Genomic DNA, 18,716 nt, shown 5'->3' on the forward strand with positions numbered 1-18,716 from the left:
GCCTAGGCTATGGTTCTCAATCGGTTTCTGGGAGCGGATCGGGATCAGACATGACAGGGCAGTATATCGAAACAGCACGACAGATTGTAGAACTTGGTATCGAAGACCCTGACCTTTTTGTCGCTATGGCCTTGTTCGAAAACGGCGTAGGCCCTGATCGCATAAGCGATATGACCACAAACGTTATCTTGGGTGATCTTCTGAGGCTTAACGAGCGTATCCTTCCGGAACTTGGCATCCCGACCCAAGAAATGACCCTCAATTTGAAGAACGGGAAGAGCTATACCGCGCAATTGGCGATTAACCCTTATGTGGGGCCTTGTGACCCGGTTATCCTCGTTCCCAGTGACATACTTCGCGACCTTCCGATTGCGACGGATTGGTCGGATGTGGCGGATGCTGCATCGAAGAACGCGGAGCTGCGGTCTCGGGTGAATGTTCAGATTGCTCGGATGTGGCGGGTAAAGAGTAAGAAGGATAAGGGTGAAATCCGCCGATGGGCACTTTCGGATAAGTCCTCATTCGAAACTTTCATGGAAATGCTGCGAGGTGCCAATCCAACGGCCTACGACATGCATGGCGATCCTCTGGGCGAGGTGTTCTGGCGGAAAATCGCCGCCACTTTGGCTCAGCAAGAGCCTTTGGAAATATCAGCTCCACCGAAAATGGACCTTGCAGGCGTCGAAACCGTTGTCAGAATAATTATCGAGCAATTCCGCTTTTTGATCGAAGATCGTCGGTTTTCAGAAGAGCTTTATCATCAAGGGAAGCCTCGACCCGAGATTTCTGCGCAGCGGCTATTTTTTGCGGTCGCGCACGCCTACTGTAAAGCGAATAACCTCGATCTGACGCCCGAAGCTGAGACGGGCAACGGACCAGTTGATTTCAAAGTATCGGCAGGATTTTTGGGGAGAGCAGTCGTAGAGATCAAGCTATCGCGAAATCCCAAGATAGTTGATGGCTATACCAAGCAACTGGAAACCTACAAGGTGGCCGAAGAAACCGTGAGCGGTTTCTATGTCATTGTGGACGTAGGGCATATGGGCAAGAAGGATGAGCGATTAATTGCGACCAAGAACGCGGCTGCATCCGAAGGTAAAATCACCTCGCCAATTATTTTTGTTGATGGATCGCGTCGCGCGTCAGCAAGTAAGCTCTAAACGTGCAGAAACCGTGTGTAAAATAGCTGTATGAAAATGATCGGCTACGCGCATGTTTCCACCTCCGGCCAAATCCTCGATGCTCAGTTCGAATAGCTTGCGGGACCGGAAAGCGATCTCGTGTTAAAAGAGAAGATGAGCGGGCATGGAACGATTATCCCAGCTGAAGAAAGCCTTGACCGTCATCTCGCAAGGGGGCGTGCTGATTATGACGCGGCTCTGGTGCTTGAGGGCGAGGTTTCTGTTTCAACGGCTTATGGATCAACCTCTGACATGCGGGCACAGCCCCTAAGGTTTATCTTTTGGGCGGGGCAGGTCGATCACGGGCGCAAGGCGCTGCTCTAATGCGTCCATACGAGACCATGCTTGGTCGGCCCGATCTTCCGCCTTTTTGACGGCTGCATCTGACACGGCTTGCAGATCCAGGGCCGACTTTTGCAGTGCTTCGATCTCTGACTTGAGGGCTTCCCGTGTAGCGTTGTCGTCTTTGATCTTCTGGGCGAGCCTTTGAATTTCCCCTGCCTGATCCTCAGTTCGTGCGGTCACGCGTTGCAATTCATCTTCCGCATTATCCGCACGCGTGGATTCTTCCTGCGCCTCTGTTGCCAGGCCATCATTCTCTGCGCTAATGGCGTCGATCGTTGCTGTCAGCTGTGCGATCTGCTTTTCGTGCAGATCCCGCTCGTCGGCTCTGATCCGATCGGATTTTTTGCGTTCATCTGCGACTGCACGGTCAATTTCGTCCGTGACTGCTGTGCGCATGGCTTTTAGTGCTCCCGCGATGCTGGTCAGACCTTCGTCTATGATCGATGCACGATCCTCGACAACCTCGTTGGCGGGGGCTTCTACATCACCCTCTTCTTCTTGCTTCGTTGCACGCCATGCGCTGATCACCTTAGTGAAGGTGGAGAGAGAGCCGCCAACATTCATGTGTTCATGGACAGCCTTGGCATAGACCGTTCGCCAACCTTTCTCCGCTGCCAAATGATCTGCTGCTTCAATTATCTGTTCGTCTGATGCTGCGCGTGGTCGTGCCATTTTATCCATCCAATCGTAATATTGTATCGTATTTAATATTGTATTACGTAATATAGATTACGATACGTTACTAATCAAACGTGATTGGCCACTTATGTTTGAGCTTTTAACTGTTTGTGTGAACAACCACCTGATGATTCACTTTTATCACGTGCAAGAAGATCTAAAGCAGACAATCGAGGGTATCCCACTGGAGCGCATGTGGGGTGCGAAAGCGTCACATTTGGGCACACCCACAGGTGACGGCCAGTTGTGACAGAACGAAATGTCGCAATTGAGTGGCGCGACAGCATTTGTGACAGTATCAGGGCGTTAGCCACCCTAATGTGATAGATTGCCATGCCCCGGATCGGATACGCCCGCGTCAGCACCACGAGTCAGGACCTCGAAATCCAGAAAACCAGGTTGAAGGTGGCAGGGTGCGAAATCATCCGCGCCGAGACGGGCTCCGGGGCCTCCCGCGACGACCGAACCGAGCTGGCCACCGTTCTAGAATTTCTGCGCGACGGTGACGAGCTGGTCGTGCATCGCCTCGACCGGCTTGGCCGCTCGACACGCGACGTTCTGAATCTGGTGCATGAGCTTGATGCCAAAGGAGCGTCGCTGCGCGTTCTGGAACCCGAAGTCACCACCGCGGGCGATATGGGCCGCATAGTCATTACCGTTCTCGGCATGGTGGCTGACATGGAGTTGAAATTCATCCGTGACCGTCAGCGCGCGGGTATCGACGCCGCAAAAAGCAAAGGCGTCTACAAGGGGCGGCAGAAACGAGTGGACGATGGCGAAATCTGCAGGCTGGCATCGGAGGGCGTGTCGAAGGCCAAGATCGCTCGCGATCTCGGCGTGTCGCGCATGACAGTCTATCGGGCCCTGGAGGCCAACGCACCTGAAGCGGACACTGGATCTGGCTGAAGCGAATAACCGCAGTGCGGGACGATTGTGTTGAAAAACTCCGATTTTGGCCAAAACTGTTAGAAAAGTGGTCCATGGAAAGCTTGTCGGAAAATTCCACGAGGGGGTCGGCCAAACCGCTGACTTGGCAATGTGAGAGGTCGTCATGGCCTGCACTGATCGTTCAGCGCCGACTTGAATGAATCAATGGATTTCGGCGGAAAAATGTGCCGGTCGAATTTTCGAGTTTTTCAACACAATCGGACCTTACTGCCGTTCGCTGCCACAGCGCAGTTTCCGTGCAGTTGAAAAGGCATCTTGGAGGAACGGCGGATTCCGGACTTTCTCTGCAATTGCGACCATGTCCTACCGGACTGTTGAAAGCTGACATCCATGTGGGATTTTCCCAAGGTCTGTCATTTGAAATACTGGGTGCGGTTTTTTCTCAAGGGAGCGGAATGCTACCCCTATTGACCACCTGCTGAAGCTCGAAACGTGCGCTCAGCGGCAGGATGTCTTTTGGATTGTGGCCGATGTCATAGCTTTGCTGACCTGACATCTCACCCTCGGCCGTCGCGATGATCGCCAAGGTGTCGTCCTCAAGTCTGGTCACGCTTTCGATCTGGAAACTGCCTTTCGTCAACGCATAGTAGACATCCGTGTCCATGTCTGCCGGATGGTAGGTCAGGGTTGCCGCCGGATCGGTCTTGAGATCAAGCGTGACAGGATCGAGCGAGAATTCGACCCGCATTTCGGGCTGCCCGGATTCCGGCGAAACCGTGTCACGCGTGGTCAGCGTGACAAACACATCATCGGGAGAGATGTTCACGCCGCCCAACAGCATCGGCTTGAGGATCAACCAGCTTGCCGTATGCACCTGACGGGTCGCATCACCGGGGACGGTATTCCATGCGGTGTAATGGGTCGCTTCTTCCGTCCCGAGCGTCATCGTGATGACACCGGTTTCCTGATAGACAGGCACACCCTGCGCCATAGCGGCGCCGACGAAACAGCTGGCCACAATCAGGCCGAATCTGAGGTTCTTCATTGTCTTGCCTTCAGGTTATTTGTTGCAGTCGATACGCAGGCTGGCACTGGGATCCACCGGTTCGCTCTGCCCGTCGACAAGGTTGAGGCCTGTCACCGATATAATGCCGTCCGAGACGTCGACTTCGAACGGGGTCGAGACATACTGACCGGCCTGGAGTTTTCGGCCCACCGATTCATAGGGCTCGTCCACCCCCAGCTCGATCGTCATCTCGTTCGCGGTTGAGGAGAAATCAAAATAGAAGCTCTCACCATCGGTTGCCAAACCCGGTCCCTGAACTTCGATATCCGGGACGCCATCCTCAACGTAGATGACGCAGGTGACTGGCGTGAACTCGTAGGTCGCGGTGGTGGTTTCGAGAACACCAGGACTCGTGGCCTCAACGTCAGGTGAAGCGACTTTGGCCTCCTCGGCCATGGAGGCAAGGGGCGTCACCATCAGGATGCAGGCGGCAAGGGCGACCGCGAGACGCTGTGCTCCTGCCATTGAGGAGTGGTTCAAGGTCATGTCTTAATTCTCCGAATGTTACGGGTAGGACCAGCCGTCATGCTCGACGTTGAATATCCGGAAGGGCGCGCCGGGCTTGGTCGTGTCGGCCCGGAGGTAAAATACCGCGCGCTGCGGCTGGCCAAAGTTGGTGAAGTCGACATTGATCGTCACCATGCCGCGGAACATCGGCCGGTCGGGATCGGGTCTCGCCGACTGAACAGAACCGTCGAAATCCTGTGCCCCGAACAAGGGATGCGCCTGCACGTTTCCGGAGTTGAGCCAAGCGACGATATCGTCGGTGAAATACATGAACGAGTTCACAGGGTCCAAGGGCCCGGGCCCGCCTGCGGCATCGGCCTCTATCTGGTGATAGTAGAGTTCATCAACCAGAGCGCGCGCACCCTCTACAACGTCATCGGAGTCACCCTGATCAAATTGCGGCGCATTGCCGTGTGGCGCTTGATAACCCTGTGACGGGACTTGGGCCTGATCCTCGCCCGACTGATCGGGTGTGATAAAGCGTTGCGCCACCCATCCTGCCTTATCCATTCCTGCGGTGCGCATCAGACACCAGCGCGGCGGCAGTGCCGCAATCTGGGCTTGGGTCAGCGCATTATACTGGCTGGTGTCTGACGTCAGCACCCTTGGGACAGATTTGAGGATTTGAATAGCGGAGGATTTCTGGTTCATCTTATCGATTAGGAGATTGAGATGACAAAGAAACCGCAGACATCGAAAGACGCCGCCGAGAAGGTGGTCAAGAACATTCGCCGCAAGACCCGCCAGACTTATTCTGCGGAGGAGAAGATCCGCATTGTTTTGGCAGGCCTGCGCGGCGGGGAAAGCATCTCGGTGCTATGCCGCCGTGAGGGTATTGCTGAGAGCCTGTATTATAGCTGGTCGAAGGAATTTCTCGAAGCGGGCAAGCGCCGGTTATCTGGCGACACGGCGCGGCAGGCCACATCGCCTGAGGTAAAGGATTTGCGTTCTGAGTCCTTGGCCCTGAAGGAATGCGTCGCCGACCTGACGCTTGAGAACCGTCTGCTCAAAAAAAGCATGACAGGGGCTGGGGATTTCGGGGAATGAGATACCCTGCATCCGAGAAACTGGAGATCATCCGCACCGTTGAGGGATCACATCTGCCGGTTAAGCAGACCCTCGACATGCTGGGCGTCCCTCGAACGACATTCTATCGATGGTATGATCGATACGTCGACGGTGGGTTCGATGCGCTGGCAGACATAGCCCCGCGCCCAAGATCGGTCTGGAACCGCATCCCTGATGCCCGCCGTGACGACTTGATTGAGTTTGCGCTGGAACATGAAGCGCTGACCGCACGGGAACTGGCCGTCAAATACACCGATGAGAAGCGGTATTTTGTCTCTGAATCATCGGCTTACCGTATTTTGAAAGCGGCTGATCTAATCACCGCACCGGATTACGTGGTGATCAAAGCGGACGATGAGTTCAAAGATAAGACAACGGCCATCAACGAGATGTGGCAGACTGACTTCACCTACTTCAAGATCATTGGCTGGGGGTGGTATTATCTCAGCACGATCCTGGACGATTACAGCCGCTACATCATCGCCTGGAAGCTCTGCACAAATATGCGGGCCGAAGATGTGACGGACACGATTGAACTGGCTCTCACAGCGTCAGGCTGCGACCGGGCGGTTGTGCGGCACAAGCCACGTCTGCTCAGCGACAACGGCTCATGCTACATCTCAGGCGATCTGGCCAAGTGGTTGGAGGATCAGAAAATGACGCATGTCCGCGGCGCGCCATTCCACCCACAGACCCAAGGCAAGATCGAACGCTGGCACCAGACCATGAAGAACAGGGTTCTGCTGGAGAACTACTACCTACCCGGTGATCTCGAACGCCAAATCGGGGCCTTCGTCGATTACTACAACAACCAGCGTTACCACGAGAGCCTGAACAACGTCACACCAGCTGACGTCTACTTCGGCCGCGACAAAGCCATTCTCAGGGAAAGGAAGAAGATCAAGAAACAGACAATCCAACAACGTCGCTTGCAACATCAAAAACAAGCAGCATAATCAATCACACAAACGAGCCAGAGCCTCTAATGCTCAAGCCGCTCTGATGTCCCATTTTATATGATGACGGACATGCCGGGTCGGAACGGCTGGCGGGAAAGGTCGCGCTGATAACGGGTGGGGATTCCGGGATCGGGCGGGCTACGGCGGTTCTTTATGCGCGTGAGGGCGCGAAGGTGGCCATCGTTTACCTGGACGAAGACCGCGATGCGGAGAAAACTAGGGAACTGGTCGAAAATGAGGGTAGCGAGGCCCTGCTGATCCGCGGCGACATCGGTGAAAAATCGTTCTGTCAGGATGCGGTGAAGCAAACGATCGGGAAATTCGGCCAGCTTGACATCTTGGTCAACAATGCAGGCGAGCAGCATGCTCAGGAGGACCCGGAGGACATTGAGGAAGCGCAGATAGAGCGGACTTTCCGCACGAACATTTTCGGCATGATTTTCATGACGCAGTCGGCATTGTCACACCTGAAAAAAGATGCGCGCATCATCTGCCTGACGTCGATCACTGCTTACAAGGGGCAAGACCTGCTGATCGATTATGCGTCGACAAAGGGCGCGATCCTCGCGTTCCTGCGGGCAATGTCGAGCAAGCTGGCCTCGAAGGGCATTTTGGTCAACGGGGTGGCACCCGGACCGATCTGGACCCCCTTGATTCCAGCATCCTTTCCGAAAGAGGCGGTCGACGATTTCGGTCAGGACGCACCTCTTGGCCGCCCCGGCCAACCGAATGAGGTTGCACCGTGTCTGCTGTTTCTCGCCTGTGAGGATTCGTCTTACATGAGCGGTCAAGTGCTGCATCCGAATGGCGGGACGTTGGTCGGGGGCTGAGGGTCAAACCAGCCGTCGGAACTGTTTAGGTCCCTCATATGTTGACCTCACAAATAGTTGCCGTCGGGGAAAGGAAATGTCTAGTCTGCCAGATATCGACAGAAAGAAGGCGATCACCCGTGTCGCTGGAGATTTAAATTCCGCTCTGCGTAAATGGAATGTCGAACCGATTTTTTTTGAATCACAAACTGATATTCAGCACGAAGGCGACCGCTCAAAAGCAATGTATTTGGTGAAATCAGGCTGGGTCTATTCTTACGCGTCCCTTGCCGACGGGCAGCGGCAAATTCTGTTTCTGTATCAGGCGGGCGACATTGCTGGTCTGGCTGATTTCTGCGTGGAACAGGTAAGTTGTTCAATGCGTAGTCTGGGCGGCTGCGAGGTTTTGCCAATTCCGATAGGGGCCATCACAACAACCGATTTTATGACACCGGAAATCATCACATACTTCTTACGGAAATCTGCACAAATGCAGTCCATCCTCATGCGAACGCTGACAGCGGTCGGGCGCATGGAAGCACGGAACCGGATAGTCTGGCTCATACTTATGCTACATGATCGTCTGCCTCACACCGGAAATGGGATGCCGACTATAGAAATCCCCTTTAACCAGTCCGAAATCGGGGACCTTATTGGTTTAACAAATGTTTCGGTCAGTAAAACGCTCTGCCAGCTCTCAGACGAGGGATTTATCGAACGGAAGGGCAACAAAATCTTGATCCGGCGACCGGCCGACCTGCAGACCATGATCAATTATGAATCGATGGGTTTCTCAGAAGGTTCTTTTCTTAACGTGAAAGATATCCCCGGACAGAAGGATGGCAGATCGCGGGTTCTTCGCAGTAGGAAAGAGCTTTCGGGTTTAAACTGACTTACGATCTGCGACATGAAAAAGGCTACGCTCTGCGAGCGTAGCCTGACCTGCTGAAAATTGATTGGTGCTTAAATTATTTGGACTTCGACTTGTTTGCACTGTCGTCATCTCGCCCAGACTGCGATTTCTTCACACGCAGATTGTTCTGAACATGTTCCACACCGGAGCAGGAGTCTGCACAATCTTCGGCATGACGCTTGGCCTGTTTGGAATCGACCTCTCCGGACAGGGTAACCTCTCGGTTGGAAACAGAAACGTCGATATTGGAGGCATCAATGTCATGATCGTCCGACAGACGGTCGCAGACATCGTCACAGATGCGCTCGTCGGAACGTTGATAGTTCTTCGGTCCGCGCCCGCGGTGGGACTGGCCACCCTCGTAGCCTCCCTGCATGCCCCGCGAACCATTTTGGTTCCAAGACGAGCCACCTTGCTGACCGGACTGCTGATAGCCGCCCTGATTGGAGCCATATTGGCCTTGCCCGCGGTCATACCCGCCGCCGTAGTTGCCCCGCTGGTAGCCGTCTTGTTGATAGCCGCCCTGCTGGTAGCCTCCTTGCTGGTAGCCGCCCTGACCGCCTTGCGCGTAACCGGAATCATACTGGCCACGCTCCGATCTGTAGTTCTGGCCGGATTGACCGCCGCGATCACGGCTCCAGCCGCCCTGATCACGTCCACCACTCTGATTATGGCGGTAATCGCTCTGGCCATAGTTACCTTGCCCGCGGTAGTCTTGGCCGTAATTGCCTTGGTCCCAGTCCTGTCGGCCGCCGCGTCCTTGCTCACCACGCGAGCGATAGTCGTCGCGATCCTGATGCTGGTCCCGTCCACGCGACCCTTGCCAATCACGATCGTTTTCCCAGTCGTCACGGCCCTGCTGGCCGCGCTCATCATTGCGGGAATGTTCTTGGCGATAATTTTGATTGCTCATTTTGATATTCCTCCTCCAGGTGAGTCGTCTGCAAAATGCCGACCGACCCATTCAGGGTTCGTTGTTTTGTGACAACGCTCATTAAAGTGTTTTAAGCAATTTTCTGATCCGGTGGGTTAGGACGAGAGATGCGCCAATATCCGCGCATCAGCATCGGAGCAGTCCCTTGTGGATTTCGGCACAGCAAAACCGTAGCGTGGCCCGTATGAATACTGATTTGCCACTCATCGTTGGTGTTGGAGCCTCTGCCGGGGGTATTGATGCGATATCGCATCTTTTAGAAGGAGTCCCTTCGCAGTGCGGGATGGCCTTCATCGTCGTGACCCATCTCAATCCGGATCGGGAAAGCCTGTTGCATACGGTGCTGGCCCGAAAAACCGGGATGGATGTTAAAGTCGCGCAAGACGGTGAACGGGTCGAAGCGGACACTGTCTATGTCATGCCCGAAAAGGTGTTCCTGCTGATGAAGAATGGCCGGTTGCATTTGATGGAAAGCGCAAGGGGCAGCCGCGAACACAAACCCATCGATATTTTTTTCAGCTCTCTGGCAGAGGACCAGAAGGAAAACGCCGCCGCCATTGTGCTGTCGGGGGGCGACGGCGACGGAACGCTCGGCGTCAAGGTCATCAAGGAACAGGGCGGCGTGACTTTCGCCCAGATTGCGGACGGCAATCCGCCTCTCAACCCTGAAATGCCGCAAAGTGCCATTGCCACAGGGCTTGTTGATTTTGCCATTCCCGCGGCCCAGATGGGCGAAAAGCTGATTGAAATCCGTGATGGCCGCGCGACGCTGGATGCACTGGTCATGGCTGACGATCCGGATCACGATGCTGATCCTTCGAAAGCTCAACAGACGATTTGCGAAATACTTCTGAAGCAAACCGGCCATGATTTTTCTGGCTACAAGAGCAAGACGTTTTTCCGCCGCGTCGCTCGCCGCATGCAGGTTCGGCAGATCGGCGAGCTGAAAGAATATTGTGTTTTGCTGTCTCGGGATGAGGATGAGATCAGCGCCTTGTTCAGCGACCTGTTGATCAGTGTCACCAATTTTTTCCGCGACACCGATGCTTTCAAGATCCTTGCCGACAAGGTCATTCCCCAGATATGCGAGAACCGGGATGCGAAGAATCCGGTGCGTGTCTGGGTGCCGGCCTGCACCACCGGCGAAGAGGTCTATTCCCTCGCCATCCTGATCAGCGAGCATCTGGAAGAAAACGCCATCTCTGCGCCCGTGCAGATATTCGCCACCGACATCGACGATCCGGCACTCGCCGTCGCACGGCAGGGCCGGTATCCCGAACAATTGCTGCGTCAGGTCAGCAAGGAGCGGCTGGAGAAATACTTCCACCGCGACGGGCTCAGCTATGTCGTGTGCAAGAAGGTGCGCGAGATGTGCATCTTTTCGCCTCACAACGTGATCAGCGATCCGCCGTTCTCGCGCATGGACATGGTGTCGTGCCGCAACCTTCTGATTTACTTCGGGCCCGAACTTCAACGCCAGGTGATCCCGACCTTCCATTACGCGCTGAAACCGGATGGATATCTGTTTCTGGGAACTTCAGAGAGTATAAGCCAGTATGCCGACCTGTTTCGCACCGTAGACAAGCAAAGCCGTATTTTTCAGGCGATCGAACGCTCCGACCGGCGTTGGAACCCGGCCGGCATGATGAACCGGATTGCCGACAGGAGAGCAGGCACCACCAACGAACAGGGGCTGTCCGATATCCAGCTGCGCCACAAGGTTGAACGGCACATTCTTGAACAGCATACCCCTGCCCATGCCGTTGTGCGCGAAGACGGTGAAATTGTCTTTGTGTCGGGCGGCACCGGCGGTTTGCTGGAACTGCCACGAGGCGCCCCGTCCCATCACCTTCTGGATATGGTGCCGCGTGATGTGCGATTCGAACTGCGCGCCGCTTTGCGGCAGGTGGTCGACAGCAGGCGATCGACTGTTCGGCGCGACCTTTCGATGCTGACGGCCACAGGGGAGTTGAAACGCCTGAATCTGACCGTGGAACCTCTGCGGGGCACGGGTGAGCGGGACCCACTCTTCATCGTGTTTTTCGAACCTGTTGAAACTGCTCTTCCGAGTTCCGATGCGGACACCACCGATCACAGCAGACGAAGCGAGGCGGCCGAGAACGAAGTGCGCGAGATGCGCGAGCGTCTGCAATCCACCGTCGAGGAATACGAGACAGCCCTTGAAGAACTGAAATCGTCGAACGAGGAACTGGTATCCGTCAACGAAGAGGCTCAGTCCACCAATGAGGAACTTGAGGCCTCTAAAGAGGAGATGCAGTCCCTGAATGAGGAATTGAACACGATCAATTCCGAGCTGAGCGGCAAGATCGAGGAACTTGATCACGCTAATGCCGATCTACGCAACCTTTTTGACGCAACCCAGATCGCGACAGTCTTCCTGGATGCCGACCTGGTCATCCGCAATTTCACGCCTGCGGCGGCAGAGCTGTTCAATCTTCGCGCCGCGGATCTCGGGCGACCGCTTTCAGAGTTGTCCAGCGTCAGCGATTATCCGGAACTCAGGGAGCATATACGTGAAGTCTTCCAGTCGGGGGCGATCTATGAACATCGTCTCTCGCGCTCCGAATTGAGGACCAACTATCTGGTGCGGATCACCCCTTATCTTGGTGCGGATGAAACGGTCGAGGGCGCGGTAGTCACGCTGGTGGATGTCACGTCGCTCACGCAGGCAGAAGAGCATCAGAAAGTCCTGATCGCGGAACTGAACCATCGCGTCAAGAACATGCTGGCGGTGATCATCACCATCGTGAAGACGTCGCTCCGGGGAAAAAACATACCGCCCGACGCGCTGGAAACGCTGATCAACAGGTTACACGGCATGGCACGGGCCTACAGCCTGTTGTCCGAACGCTCCTGGACCACGGTCGGGATGCGGGACCTCATTCAGGCAGAAACCGAACCGTTCGAACAGGACCGGATCCACGTCAGCGGACCGAACGTGAACCTGCAGCCTTCCCAGGCATTGGCCATCAGCATGGTCATCCATGAGCTCGTGACCAATGCGATCAAATACGGTGCGCTTTCCAACAGCCACGGCACCCTGGAAGTAAGGTGGAGTTTGGTAGGCAACCGATTGGCTCTCGAATGGCGGGAACGTGACGGACCGGAGACGACCAAGCCGGAACGAAACGGCTTCGGATACGTTCTTATTGAAGGTCAGGTAGAGCAACAGCTTAATGGCAGACTGGAAACAAAATTCGACCCCGAGGGTTTGAGCTTAACAATGGAGTTTCCCTTGTAAGACAGGAGTTTCGATCATGTCCCGGCCAGAAAACTCTCACAATATTCTGGTCGTGGAAGACGAATGGCTCATTGCCATCGATATGCAGATGATGATCGAAGATCTCGGATACCGTGTTGTCGGACCGGCCAGTAATGTTGCGGCTGCAATGAACCTGATAGAAAATCACAAAATCGACGCCGCCTTCCTTGATATCACCCTCGGACCAGAGACCTCATTTACTATCGCCGAGAAGTTGGATGCCTTGGCTGTTCCTATTACGTTTGTGAGCGCTTACGCAAAAAAGGAAATCCCTCTGCAGTTTCGTCAGTTCGACCTGAAATCGAAACCCATCACGCTCCACGTGTTAGCGCGTCAATTGCGCAAGATGCTCGGTAAAAAGACCTAGGTCACCAACACTCATGTGCGAAAATTCGCCTAAGCGGGCGCATCTTAAAATAGATTGAAGGCCGCTTTTCCTAGGACGCTTAGCATCCTTCTGAACGATGAGGGCTTACGCCTCGCCGTTCACATCACATTTATCAGGAGGAAAAGTAATGAAGATCATCACAAACACTGCCTGTGCTCTACTGTTGTTGACCGGAACCGCCGTGTTTGCGCAGGATTCTACCATGGACACCGATGCTGACGGCAATATCAATATGGATCAGTTCAGCACCGGATTCAGCCAGACCGGAAATTTCACGTCCTGCGATTCCGATGGCGATTCCATGCTGAGCGAGGATGAATACAACTCTTGTGTATTCAGGGGATATGATCGCAATCAGGATGAAAAGATCGATGCTGATGAGCGCACAACCATGGACGAAGACATGGGCGAAGGCGGTCGCTACAAGAACATCGACTCCTGATTTTCTGGAGCCCTCAGGCGGCCCTCGCAGAGGGCCGCTTTTTCCGTGCAGACGTTGCGAAGAGGCAATGCAGTAATACCATGGCAAGCCGGTAAGGAAATGATGCTGCCCCCGACTGAAGAATCCCTTGGCGAGGGTTACTAAAGTGGAGGGACTTCACGCGGTGGTTCAGGGGGTGCCTCATCTGGGTCCCTGACCGGATCTTCGGTCGGATCATTCACCGGGTTTTCTATGGGCGGGCGCGCTGGGGTTTCGAATGGCTCACGGACAGGAACTTCAGTAGGGGATGGGTCTGGATTGTCTGTCATGATCAGTCCGCCACTCGTGATCGCTCGGTGGGCTTCGGATCACTTGCCGGTGCATCACCAAGCGTTTTTTCTGGCCTGTGCAGGTCATCCTGAGGTTTTTCAGGCGGTTTTTTCTTTTTGTCGTCATTTGGCTTTGACATGATCTTCTCCTGAACGTCGTTACGAGGATATTAGCTCAACTGTCAGACCCTGTTGGAGGTTCCGAGCGTCCAGACTGAATGCCGTGTGCCGGATGATCCACAAATGGATGATCGCACCCCGAAGGATCAATTTTTTGAACCCGTCTTGACAAGATTTTGAGCCATTTTCAGATATTTGAATACGGGATGCCGGCTTTAAGGCCTTCGCGAATACCTGCCCCTGCTACGGACCGAGGCAGGTCCTATCATCAGCTTTTCAAATTTTCCTGTAGCTCCCGCTTGAGCTTGTAGCGACCCCACCAAGACCGAATTTGCGCGGCATACAGCGTCTTCGGTCGAAGCTGGCAGTTGTCCCCGACACACTCAACGTAAAACTGCCGCTTCGATGCTACCACGGCGGAACTGGCGGCTGAAATCGCTGCAACTTTTACCTCCACGCGTTTGATCGCACCGGGATCCAGGTCGTCCGAGGTGTTCCAGCGGGCACGTTTCAGAAGGTCTTCAAAGCTGCCGATATCGATAAACTCCCCGCTTTTCAGAGGCCCCTGAAAGGTGGTGGCGCTCGGGTTGGACAGATCCTCTTTCGCCATCTCGGTGCGATCGGCGATGGAGGTCTCGCGCTCGCCGTCCGTGGACCAGATTGTCAGAAGAATCTCTAAAACGTAAATCGGCTCGAAACCGAGGTTGCTGATGAAAGCGCGCGCATCGAGGCTTTGACTGCCACCGAGGTGTATCAGTAATTCGGTGCGGCGTTGGCGACGCAGCCCTGAGACAAGGATCTGTAGATAGACGACCCAGACCAGAGCGGTGATTGCACCTACAGCCGCTTGGATAGGTGACGCATTCTCGGCCAGCCAGTTCCACATGATGCCTCACAAGCTCAAGGGAGTATTATCAAAAAGTTATCAGCTGTATAAAAATGGCGGCTCTCTCAGAGAGCCGCCGCCGATGTTTTCGGTGTATTCGTCATCAAATCCAATAGTGTGGAACGCCATAATGATCGTGGGTCCGGCGCTCCCAGTCTCGGTCCCCATACCAGTTGTCGTTACGGGCAGGCGCACCCTTGACCTCTTGCTCCGTGATGTCCGTCACGAAGCCGTTTCTGGACGTATCGTAACGCAATTTTCCCCACGGGACCGGATGATGGTCTTCGCCCAGCCCCAGAAAGCCACCAAAGCCCATTACCGCGTAGGCGACCCTGCCGGATTGCTTGTCGATCATGAGGTGGTCGATTGTGCCGATGTGGGCACCATCATTACCATAGACGTCAGTTCCGTTTACGTCATTCGATGAGACGAGGCTTGCATGTGCAGAATTGTCCATTTGTTTTCCTCCATTTTCTAAGAGGAAAACCGAGAAGCACGCAAAGTGGTTCCGTTGCACAGGTGCGGCTGGCAGCATTTTGCTGATTTGGTGCCGATTATTCCAAGAGAATGCAGTTTATTCTTCCGACAGGGCTTGAAGCGCGTCGATCACGCCGTCGTTGAGGGTCTGCAGATTTTCCCGCACCTGCGCTCCGGGGCAGCCCGTTTTCAGCCGCGCCGCCATGTCCGACATGGAAAACTGGTTGGCACTGTCCAGTTTCTTCAATTCGCCCCAGGTCACAGGCATCGCGACCGGAGCACCGGGGCGGGCGCGCAGAGAGTAGGGGGCGATCGCCGTCGCACCGCGCTCATTGCGCAGCCAGTCGATGAAGATGCGGCCTTTGCGCTTGGATTTAGACATGGTGGCGGTGTAGCGGCCAGGCGCGCGTTCGGCCATCACATGGGCAAAGGTCTTCGCAAAGAGCTTGACCGTGTCCCAGCCCCGGGTGCGCCGCAGCGCCAGCCAGACATGCACGCCCTTGCCACCGGTGACGATGGCACCGCTTTGCAGGCCGAGATCGGCCAGCGTGTCGCGCACATCAAAGGCCGCAGCCTGCACATCGGCCCAGTCCAGCCCTTCGTCGGGGTCGAGGTCGAACACCAGCCGGTCGGGCCGCTCCAGCCGGTCGGTGCGCGCGCCCCAGATGTGGAACTCGATACTGCCCATCTGCGCCGCAGCGATCAGGCTTTCGGGGCGCGTGGCAAAGAGGTAATCGGCGCTGTCGCCGTCACTTTCCTCTATGCTGATGCGGGACAGCTCGCCGGGCATCCCGCCGCCGTCGTGTTTCTGGAAGAAACACGGATCGGCGATGCCGGACGGACAGCGGAACAGCGACAGTGGGCGGTGCCCCGCCAGCGCGATCAGCCGTTCGCCCACGTGCGCATAATAGTGCGCCACGTCGCCCTTGGTGCAGCCTGCGTCGGGGAAAACGGGCCGATCCGCGTTGCTGATGCGGATGCCCTGAACGGTGGTTTCGGTCTCGTGGTCCATCATCGGTTCCTCCAGCCGCACGTCATCGGCTTTCTTGTCATCGCGCAGGCCGAGGAAACTGGCGTGGCGCACATAGCCTTCGCCGGTGAATTCGGCGAACTCAACCTCGGCCACCAGATCGGCGCGCACCCACTTCGCGTCTCGCGCGATGTCGTCCGGGACATCGTCGCAGGGCGGCGTCTTGCGCGGGGTCATCGCACGGGCCACGTCCTCCATCACCGCGTCGGAAAACCCAGTGCCGACCCGGCCCTTGTAGCGCAGCGCGTCGCCCTCGTGGCTGGCCAGCAGGAGCGAGGCAAAGGGCCGCCCCGCCTTGTCGGACGGAGAATAGCCGATGATCACGAATTCCTGCCGGCGCGTGCATTTGACCTTGCGCCAAGCCTTGCTGCGGGTGCCGCGATACGGCGCGTCGATGCGTTTGCTGATGATCCCCTCGGCCCCGGCCTTGCAGGCATGGGCGAAGACCTCCGGCCCGTTTCCGACGATATGCTCGCTTAGTCGCAGCAGGCCGCCGGAGGGCACGCCGGACAGCAGCTTTGCCAGCCGTTCGCGGCGCTCGATCTGGGGCTGCTTGCGCAGATCCTCGCCGTCGATGCCAAGCAGGTCAAAGGCGAAAAAGACCAGCGCGTTGCCCTCTTTCAGCGCCTTTTGCAGCGAGGAAAAGGCCGAGCCGTGAATGCGTGCCGCCATCACCTCGCCGTCGATCAGCGCAGCGTCGCAGGGCAGGGGGTCGAACGCGCCATCCAGCGCGTGGAACCTGTCGGTCCAGTCGTTGCCCGACCTTGTATAAAGCCGCATGCCGCCTTTGCCGAGCGCGGCAAGACAGCGATAGCCGTCGAACTTTGTTTCGTGCAGCCAATCGTCGCCTTCGGGGGCCTCGGCCACAAGAGTAGCCAACTGCGGTTTGACGAAAGCGGGACGTTTGCGGGTCCGGTCGGGGGTGGCCTCGGACGGGGCTTTGGCGGGCGCATCGTCGGCAATTTCTTTCATGGTGCGGCCGGTCTTGACCGAGACCGCCTCGCCCTTGGTGAAACCGTCAGGATCATCGCGGGCATAATCGTCGCGTTCCTTAATCAGCAGCCAGTTCTCGCGTTTCTCGCCCGATTTCCCGCGCATCCGCACCAGCGCCCAGCCGCCCTTCATCCGTTGGCCTTGCAGGGTGAATTTCAGCTTACCATCCGCGAGGCCTTTTTCGAAATCTTCTTGCGGCACCCAGCCTCCGGTATCCCACAGCATCACCGTGCCGCCGCCATATTCGCCTTTCGGGATCGTGCCCTCGAAATCACCGTAGTCCAGCGGGTGATCCTCGGTGCGCACAGCGAGACGCTTCTCGCCCGGATCGGGGGATGGCCCCTTGGTCACCGCCCAGCTGAGCAGCACGCCGTTCCATTCCAGCCGGAAATCATAATGCAGGCGGGAGGCGGCATGTTTCTGCACCAGAAACCGCCGTTTCGTGCGCGCTTCGCCCACTTGTCCGTGTGGCTCCTTGGTGCGGGAAAAGTCCCGCATCCGGTTGTAATCAGCCAGTGGATCGGGATGCTTGGCCATCTATGACGCCTTTTTGGCCGGTTTCTTCTTTTTCTTGCCGTCGGCATCCTTGAGGCTCTGTTTCAGCGCGCTCATCAGATCGACGACATTGTCGCCACTTGTGCTGTCATCGTCGTCGGTCCGCACGCGCGGTGTCTTCTTGTTCTTGATTTTGGCTTCCAGAAGATCCTGCATCGCCTCGGCATATTTGTCGTGATAGGCGCCAGCATCAAAGGGCGCGCTTTTACGGTCGATCAGGGATGTGGCGACCTCCAGTAGCTCCTTGTCGACCTTATCATCCTCGATATCGGTGAAGATCTGGTCGGCCTCGCGCAACTCGTCTTCGTAATGCAGCGTCTCCATCAGCAACCCGTCGCCGCAGGGTTTGACGGCCGCCAAGTATTCCTTGCCGCGCATCGTCACCTGCCCCAGTCCCACCTTGCCCGCGTCGCGCAAGGCGTCACGCACCACGCGGTAGGCGTCCTGCGCGAGGTCGTCTGATGCAGTGATATAATAGGGTTTGTCGAAATAAAGCGGCGAAATCTCGCAGGCGTCGACAAACTGCACCAGTTCGAAGGTCTTTTTCGTCTCCAGCTTGATCGCGTCGATCTCGTCGGGGTCGAGCAGGATGTATTCGTCGTCCTCGACCTCGTAGCCCTTGACGATGTCGTCGGTCTTGACCGGACCGATGCCGGGCACGGATTTTTCATAGCGGATGCGCTTGCCTGACGGTTTGTGAATCTGGCGGAACGACACCCGCGCGCCCGATTTGGTGGCCGAAAAAATCTCGACCGGAATGGAGACGAGCGACAGGCGAAGCTGTCCTTTCCAGAGTGCGCGCGGTGCCATGTCGGTCCTCTCCTTGCGGGTGCGCCGCCATGTTCAAAGACGGGATAATGAAGATATAGATTTGAAACGACAAGCG

At 56.1% G+C, this 18,716-nt stretch carries 18 protein-coding genes; 8 read left to right on the top strand and 10 right to left on the bottom strand.

Annotation, left to right across the window (positions count from 1 at the left end; genetic code table 11):
• The first annotated feature begins 50 nt into the window (after positions 1-50).
• A complete protein-coding gene (locus C8265_RS17395) occupies positions 51-1,160 on the top strand; it encodes a hypothetical protein (protein ID WP_164512373.1) in 1,110 nt (369 codons plus the stop codon).
• 288 nt (positions 1,161-1,448) lie between these two features.
• Here the strand turns inward: C8265_RS17395 and C8265_RS17400 are convergent, their stop codons facing one another.
• Positions 1,449-2,198 carry a hypothetical protein gene (locus tag C8265_RS17400; protein ID WP_126623197.1) on the bottom strand — a complete coding sequence of 250 codons (750 nt, stop codon included), beginning with the start codon at positions 2,196-2,198 and terminating at the stop codon, positions 1,449-1,451.
• 339 nt (positions 2,199-2,537) lie between these two features.
• On the opposite strand from C8265_RS17400, the gene C8265_RS17405 reads away from it, so the two are divergent.
• On the top strand, positions 2,538-3,110 hold the full coding sequence (locus tag C8265_RS17405; RefSeq protein ID WP_108485314.1) for a recombinase family protein: 573 nt from the start codon (positions 2,538-2,540) through the stop codon (positions 3,108-3,110).
• Positions 3,111-3,534: 424 nt separating this feature from the next.
• On the opposite strand, the gene C8265_RS17410 is transcribed toward C8265_RS17405, so the two are convergent.
• Genes C8265_RS17410 through C8265_RS17420 form a run of 3 tightly spaced genes read right to left on the bottom strand, consistent with a single transcriptional unit; the run spans position 3,535 to position 5,316 of the window.
• Positions 3,535-4,137, bottom strand: coding sequence for a hypothetical protein (locus C8265_RS17410; protein WP_108485315.1), 603 nt, complete (start codon positions 4,135-4,137; stop codon positions 3,535-3,537).
• A gap of 15 nt (positions 4,138-4,152) precedes the next feature.
• Positions 4,153-4,644 (bottom strand): hypothetical protein, encoded by a 492-nt coding sequence (locus C8265_RS17415; RefSeq protein ID WP_126623198.1) that lies wholly within the window; start codon positions 4,642-4,644, stop codon positions 4,153-4,155.
• 18 nt (positions 4,645-4,662) lie between these two features.
• Positions 4,663-5,316, bottom strand: a complete 654-nt coding sequence (locus C8265_RS17420) for a hypothetical protein (protein WP_108485317.1) — start codon at positions 5,314-5,316, stop codon at positions 4,663-4,665.
• Between the two features lie 21 nt (positions 5,317-5,337).
• Here C8265_RS17420 and C8265_RS17425 point away from each other — a divergent pair.
• From C8265_RS17425 to C8265_RS17435, 3 genes are all read left to right on the top strand, one after another.
• A protein-coding gene (locus C8265_RS17425; RefSeq protein ID WP_108485318.1) for an IS3 family transposase occupies positions 5,338-6,689 on the top strand; the annotation gives its coding sequence in 2 pieces (ribosomal slippage) (positions 5,338-5,674 and positions 5,674-6,689; 1,353 coding nt in all).
• Between the two features lie 110 nt (positions 6,690-6,799).
• On the top strand, positions 6,800-7,522 hold the full coding sequence (locus C8265_RS17430; protein ID WP_276308511.1) for an SDR family oxidoreductase: 723 nt from the start codon (positions 6,800-6,802) through the stop codon (positions 7,520-7,522).
• Positions 7,523-7,598: 76 nt separating this feature from the next.
• Entirely contained in the window at positions 7,599-8,393 is a 795-nt protein-coding gene (locus tag C8265_RS17435; RefSeq protein WP_164512374.1) for a Crp/Fnr family transcriptional regulator, read from the top strand.
• 76 nt (positions 8,394-8,469) lie between these two features.
• Here the strand turns inward: C8265_RS17435 and C8265_RS19820 are convergent, their stop codons facing one another.
• On the bottom strand, positions 8,470-9,327 hold the full coding sequence (locus C8265_RS19820) for a BON domain-containing protein (protein ID WP_240611128.1): 858 nt from the start codon (positions 9,325-9,327) through the stop codon (positions 8,470-8,472).
• 205 nt (positions 9,328-9,532) lie between these two features.
• Between C8265_RS19820 and C8265_RS17445 the strand changes: the two genes are divergently transcribed.
• The 3 genes from C8265_RS17445 to C8265_RS17455 all read left to right on the top strand — a co-directional run bounded on the left by C8265_RS17445 (position 9,533) and on the right by C8265_RS17455 (position 13,461).
• Positions 9,533-12,610, top strand: coding sequence for a CheR family methyltransferase (locus C8265_RS17445; RefSeq protein WP_108485322.1), 3,078 nt, complete (start codon positions 9,533-9,535; stop codon positions 12,608-12,610).
• Between the two features lie 16 nt (positions 12,611-12,626).
• Positions 12,627-12,998, top strand: coding sequence for a response regulator (locus C8265_RS17450; protein ID WP_108485323.1), 372 nt, complete (start codon positions 12,627-12,629; stop codon positions 12,996-12,998).
• Between the two features lie 148 nt (positions 12,999-13,146).
• On the top strand, positions 13,147-13,461 hold the full coding sequence (locus C8265_RS17455) for an EF-hand domain-containing protein (protein WP_108485324.1): 315 nt from the start codon (positions 13,147-13,149) through the stop codon (positions 13,459-13,461).
• A gap of 310 nt (positions 13,462-13,771) precedes the next feature.
• Here the strand turns inward: C8265_RS17455 and C8265_RS19575 are convergent, their stop codons facing one another.
• The 5 genes from C8265_RS19575 to ku all read right to left on the bottom strand — a co-directional run bounded on the left by C8265_RS19575 (position 13,772) and on the right by ku (position 18,640).
• Positions 13,772-13,909: a hypothetical protein gene (locus C8265_RS19575; RefSeq protein WP_164512375.1), complete on the bottom strand. Its 138-nt coding sequence runs from the start codon at positions 13,907-13,909 to the stop codon at positions 13,772-13,774.
• 248 nt (positions 13,910-14,157) lie between these two features.
• Positions 14,158-14,775, bottom strand: coding sequence for a hypothetical protein (locus tag C8265_RS17460; protein ID WP_108485325.1), 618 nt, complete (start codon positions 14,773-14,775; stop codon positions 14,158-14,160).
• A gap of 103 nt (positions 14,776-14,878) precedes the next feature.
• Positions 14,879-15,232, bottom strand: coding sequence for a PRC-barrel domain-containing protein (locus tag C8265_RS17465; RefSeq protein ID WP_108485326.1), 354 nt, complete (start codon positions 15,230-15,232; stop codon positions 14,879-14,881).
• Positions 15,233-15,349: 117 nt separating this feature from the next.
• The gene (ligD, locus tag C8265_RS17470; RefSeq protein ID WP_108485327.1) at positions 15,350-17,812 is read right to left on the bottom strand and encodes a DNA ligase D; all 2,463 of its coding nucleotides are present in this window, start codon (positions 17,810-17,812) and stop codon (positions 15,350-15,352) included.
• Positions 17,813-18,640, bottom strand: a complete 828-nt coding sequence (ku, locus tag C8265_RS17475; protein WP_108485328.1) for a non-homologous end joining protein Ku — start codon at positions 18,638-18,640, stop codon at positions 17,813-17,815.
• Between the last annotated feature and the right edge of the window lie 76 nt (positions 18,641-18,716).

The sequence above is a fragment of the Oceaniglobus ichthyenteri genome, from assembly GCF_003057885.1.
Lineage (GTDB): Bacteria > Pseudomonadota > Alphaproteobacteria > Rhodobacterales > Rhodobacteraceae > Oceaniglobus > Oceaniglobus ichthyenteri.

Coding starts and splice junctions, on each gene's coding strand:
- C8265_RS17395 (WP_164512373.1), top strand. CDS start 51: ATGACAGGGCAGTATATCGAAACAGCACGACAGATTGTAGAACTTGGT.
- C8265_RS17400 (WP_126623197.1), bottom strand. CDS start 2,198: ATGGCACGACCACGCGCAGCATCAGACGAACAGATAATTGAAGCAGCA.
- C8265_RS17405 (WP_108485314.1), top strand. CDS start 2,538: ATGCCCCGGATCGGATACGCCCGCGTCAGCACCACGAGTCAGGACCTC.
- C8265_RS17410 (WP_108485315.1), bottom strand. CDS start 4,137: ATGAAGAACCTCAGATTCGGCCTGATTGTGGCCAGCTGTTTCGTCGGC.
- C8265_RS17415 (WP_126623198.1), bottom strand. CDS start 4,644: ATGACCTTGAACCACTCCTCAATGGCAGGAGCACAGCGTCTCGCGGTC.
- C8265_RS17420 (WP_108485317.1), bottom strand. CDS start 5,316: ATGAACCAGAAATCCTCCGCTATTCAAATCCTCAAATCTGTCCCAAGG.
- C8265_RS17435 (WP_164512374.1), top strand. CDS start 7,599: ATGTCTAGTCTGCCAGATATCGACAGAAAGAAGGCGATCACCCGTGTC.
- C8265_RS19820 (WP_240611128.1), bottom strand. CDS start 9,327: ATGAGCAATCAAAATTATCGCCAAGAACATTCCCGCAATGATGAGCGC.
- C8265_RS17445 (WP_108485322.1), top strand. CDS start 9,533: ATGAATACTGATTTGCCACTCATCGTTGGTGTTGGAGCCTCTGCCGGG.
- C8265_RS17450 (WP_108485323.1), top strand. CDS start 12,627: ATGTCCCGGCCAGAAAACTCTCACAATATTCTGGTCGTGGAAGACGAA.
- C8265_RS17455 (WP_108485324.1), top strand. CDS start 13,147: ATGAAGATCATCACAAACACTGCCTGTGCTCTACTGTTGTTGACCGGA.
- C8265_RS19575 (WP_164512375.1), bottom strand. CDS start 13,909: ATGTCAAAGCCAAATGACGACAAAAAGAAAAAACCGCCTGAAAAACCT.
- C8265_RS17460 (WP_108485325.1), bottom strand. CDS start 14,775: ATGTGGAACTGGCTGGCCGAGAATGCGTCACCTATCCAAGCGGCTGTA.
- C8265_RS17465 (WP_108485326.1), bottom strand. CDS start 15,232: ATGGACAATTCTGCACATGCAAGCCTCGTCTCATCGAATGACGTAAAC.
- ligD (WP_108485327.1), bottom strand. CDS start 17,812: ATGGCCAAGCATCCCGATCCACTGGCTGATTACAACCGGATGCGGGAC.
- ku (WP_108485328.1), bottom strand. CDS start 18,640: ATGGCACCGCGCGCACTCTGGAAAGGACAGCTTCGCCTGTCGCTCGTC.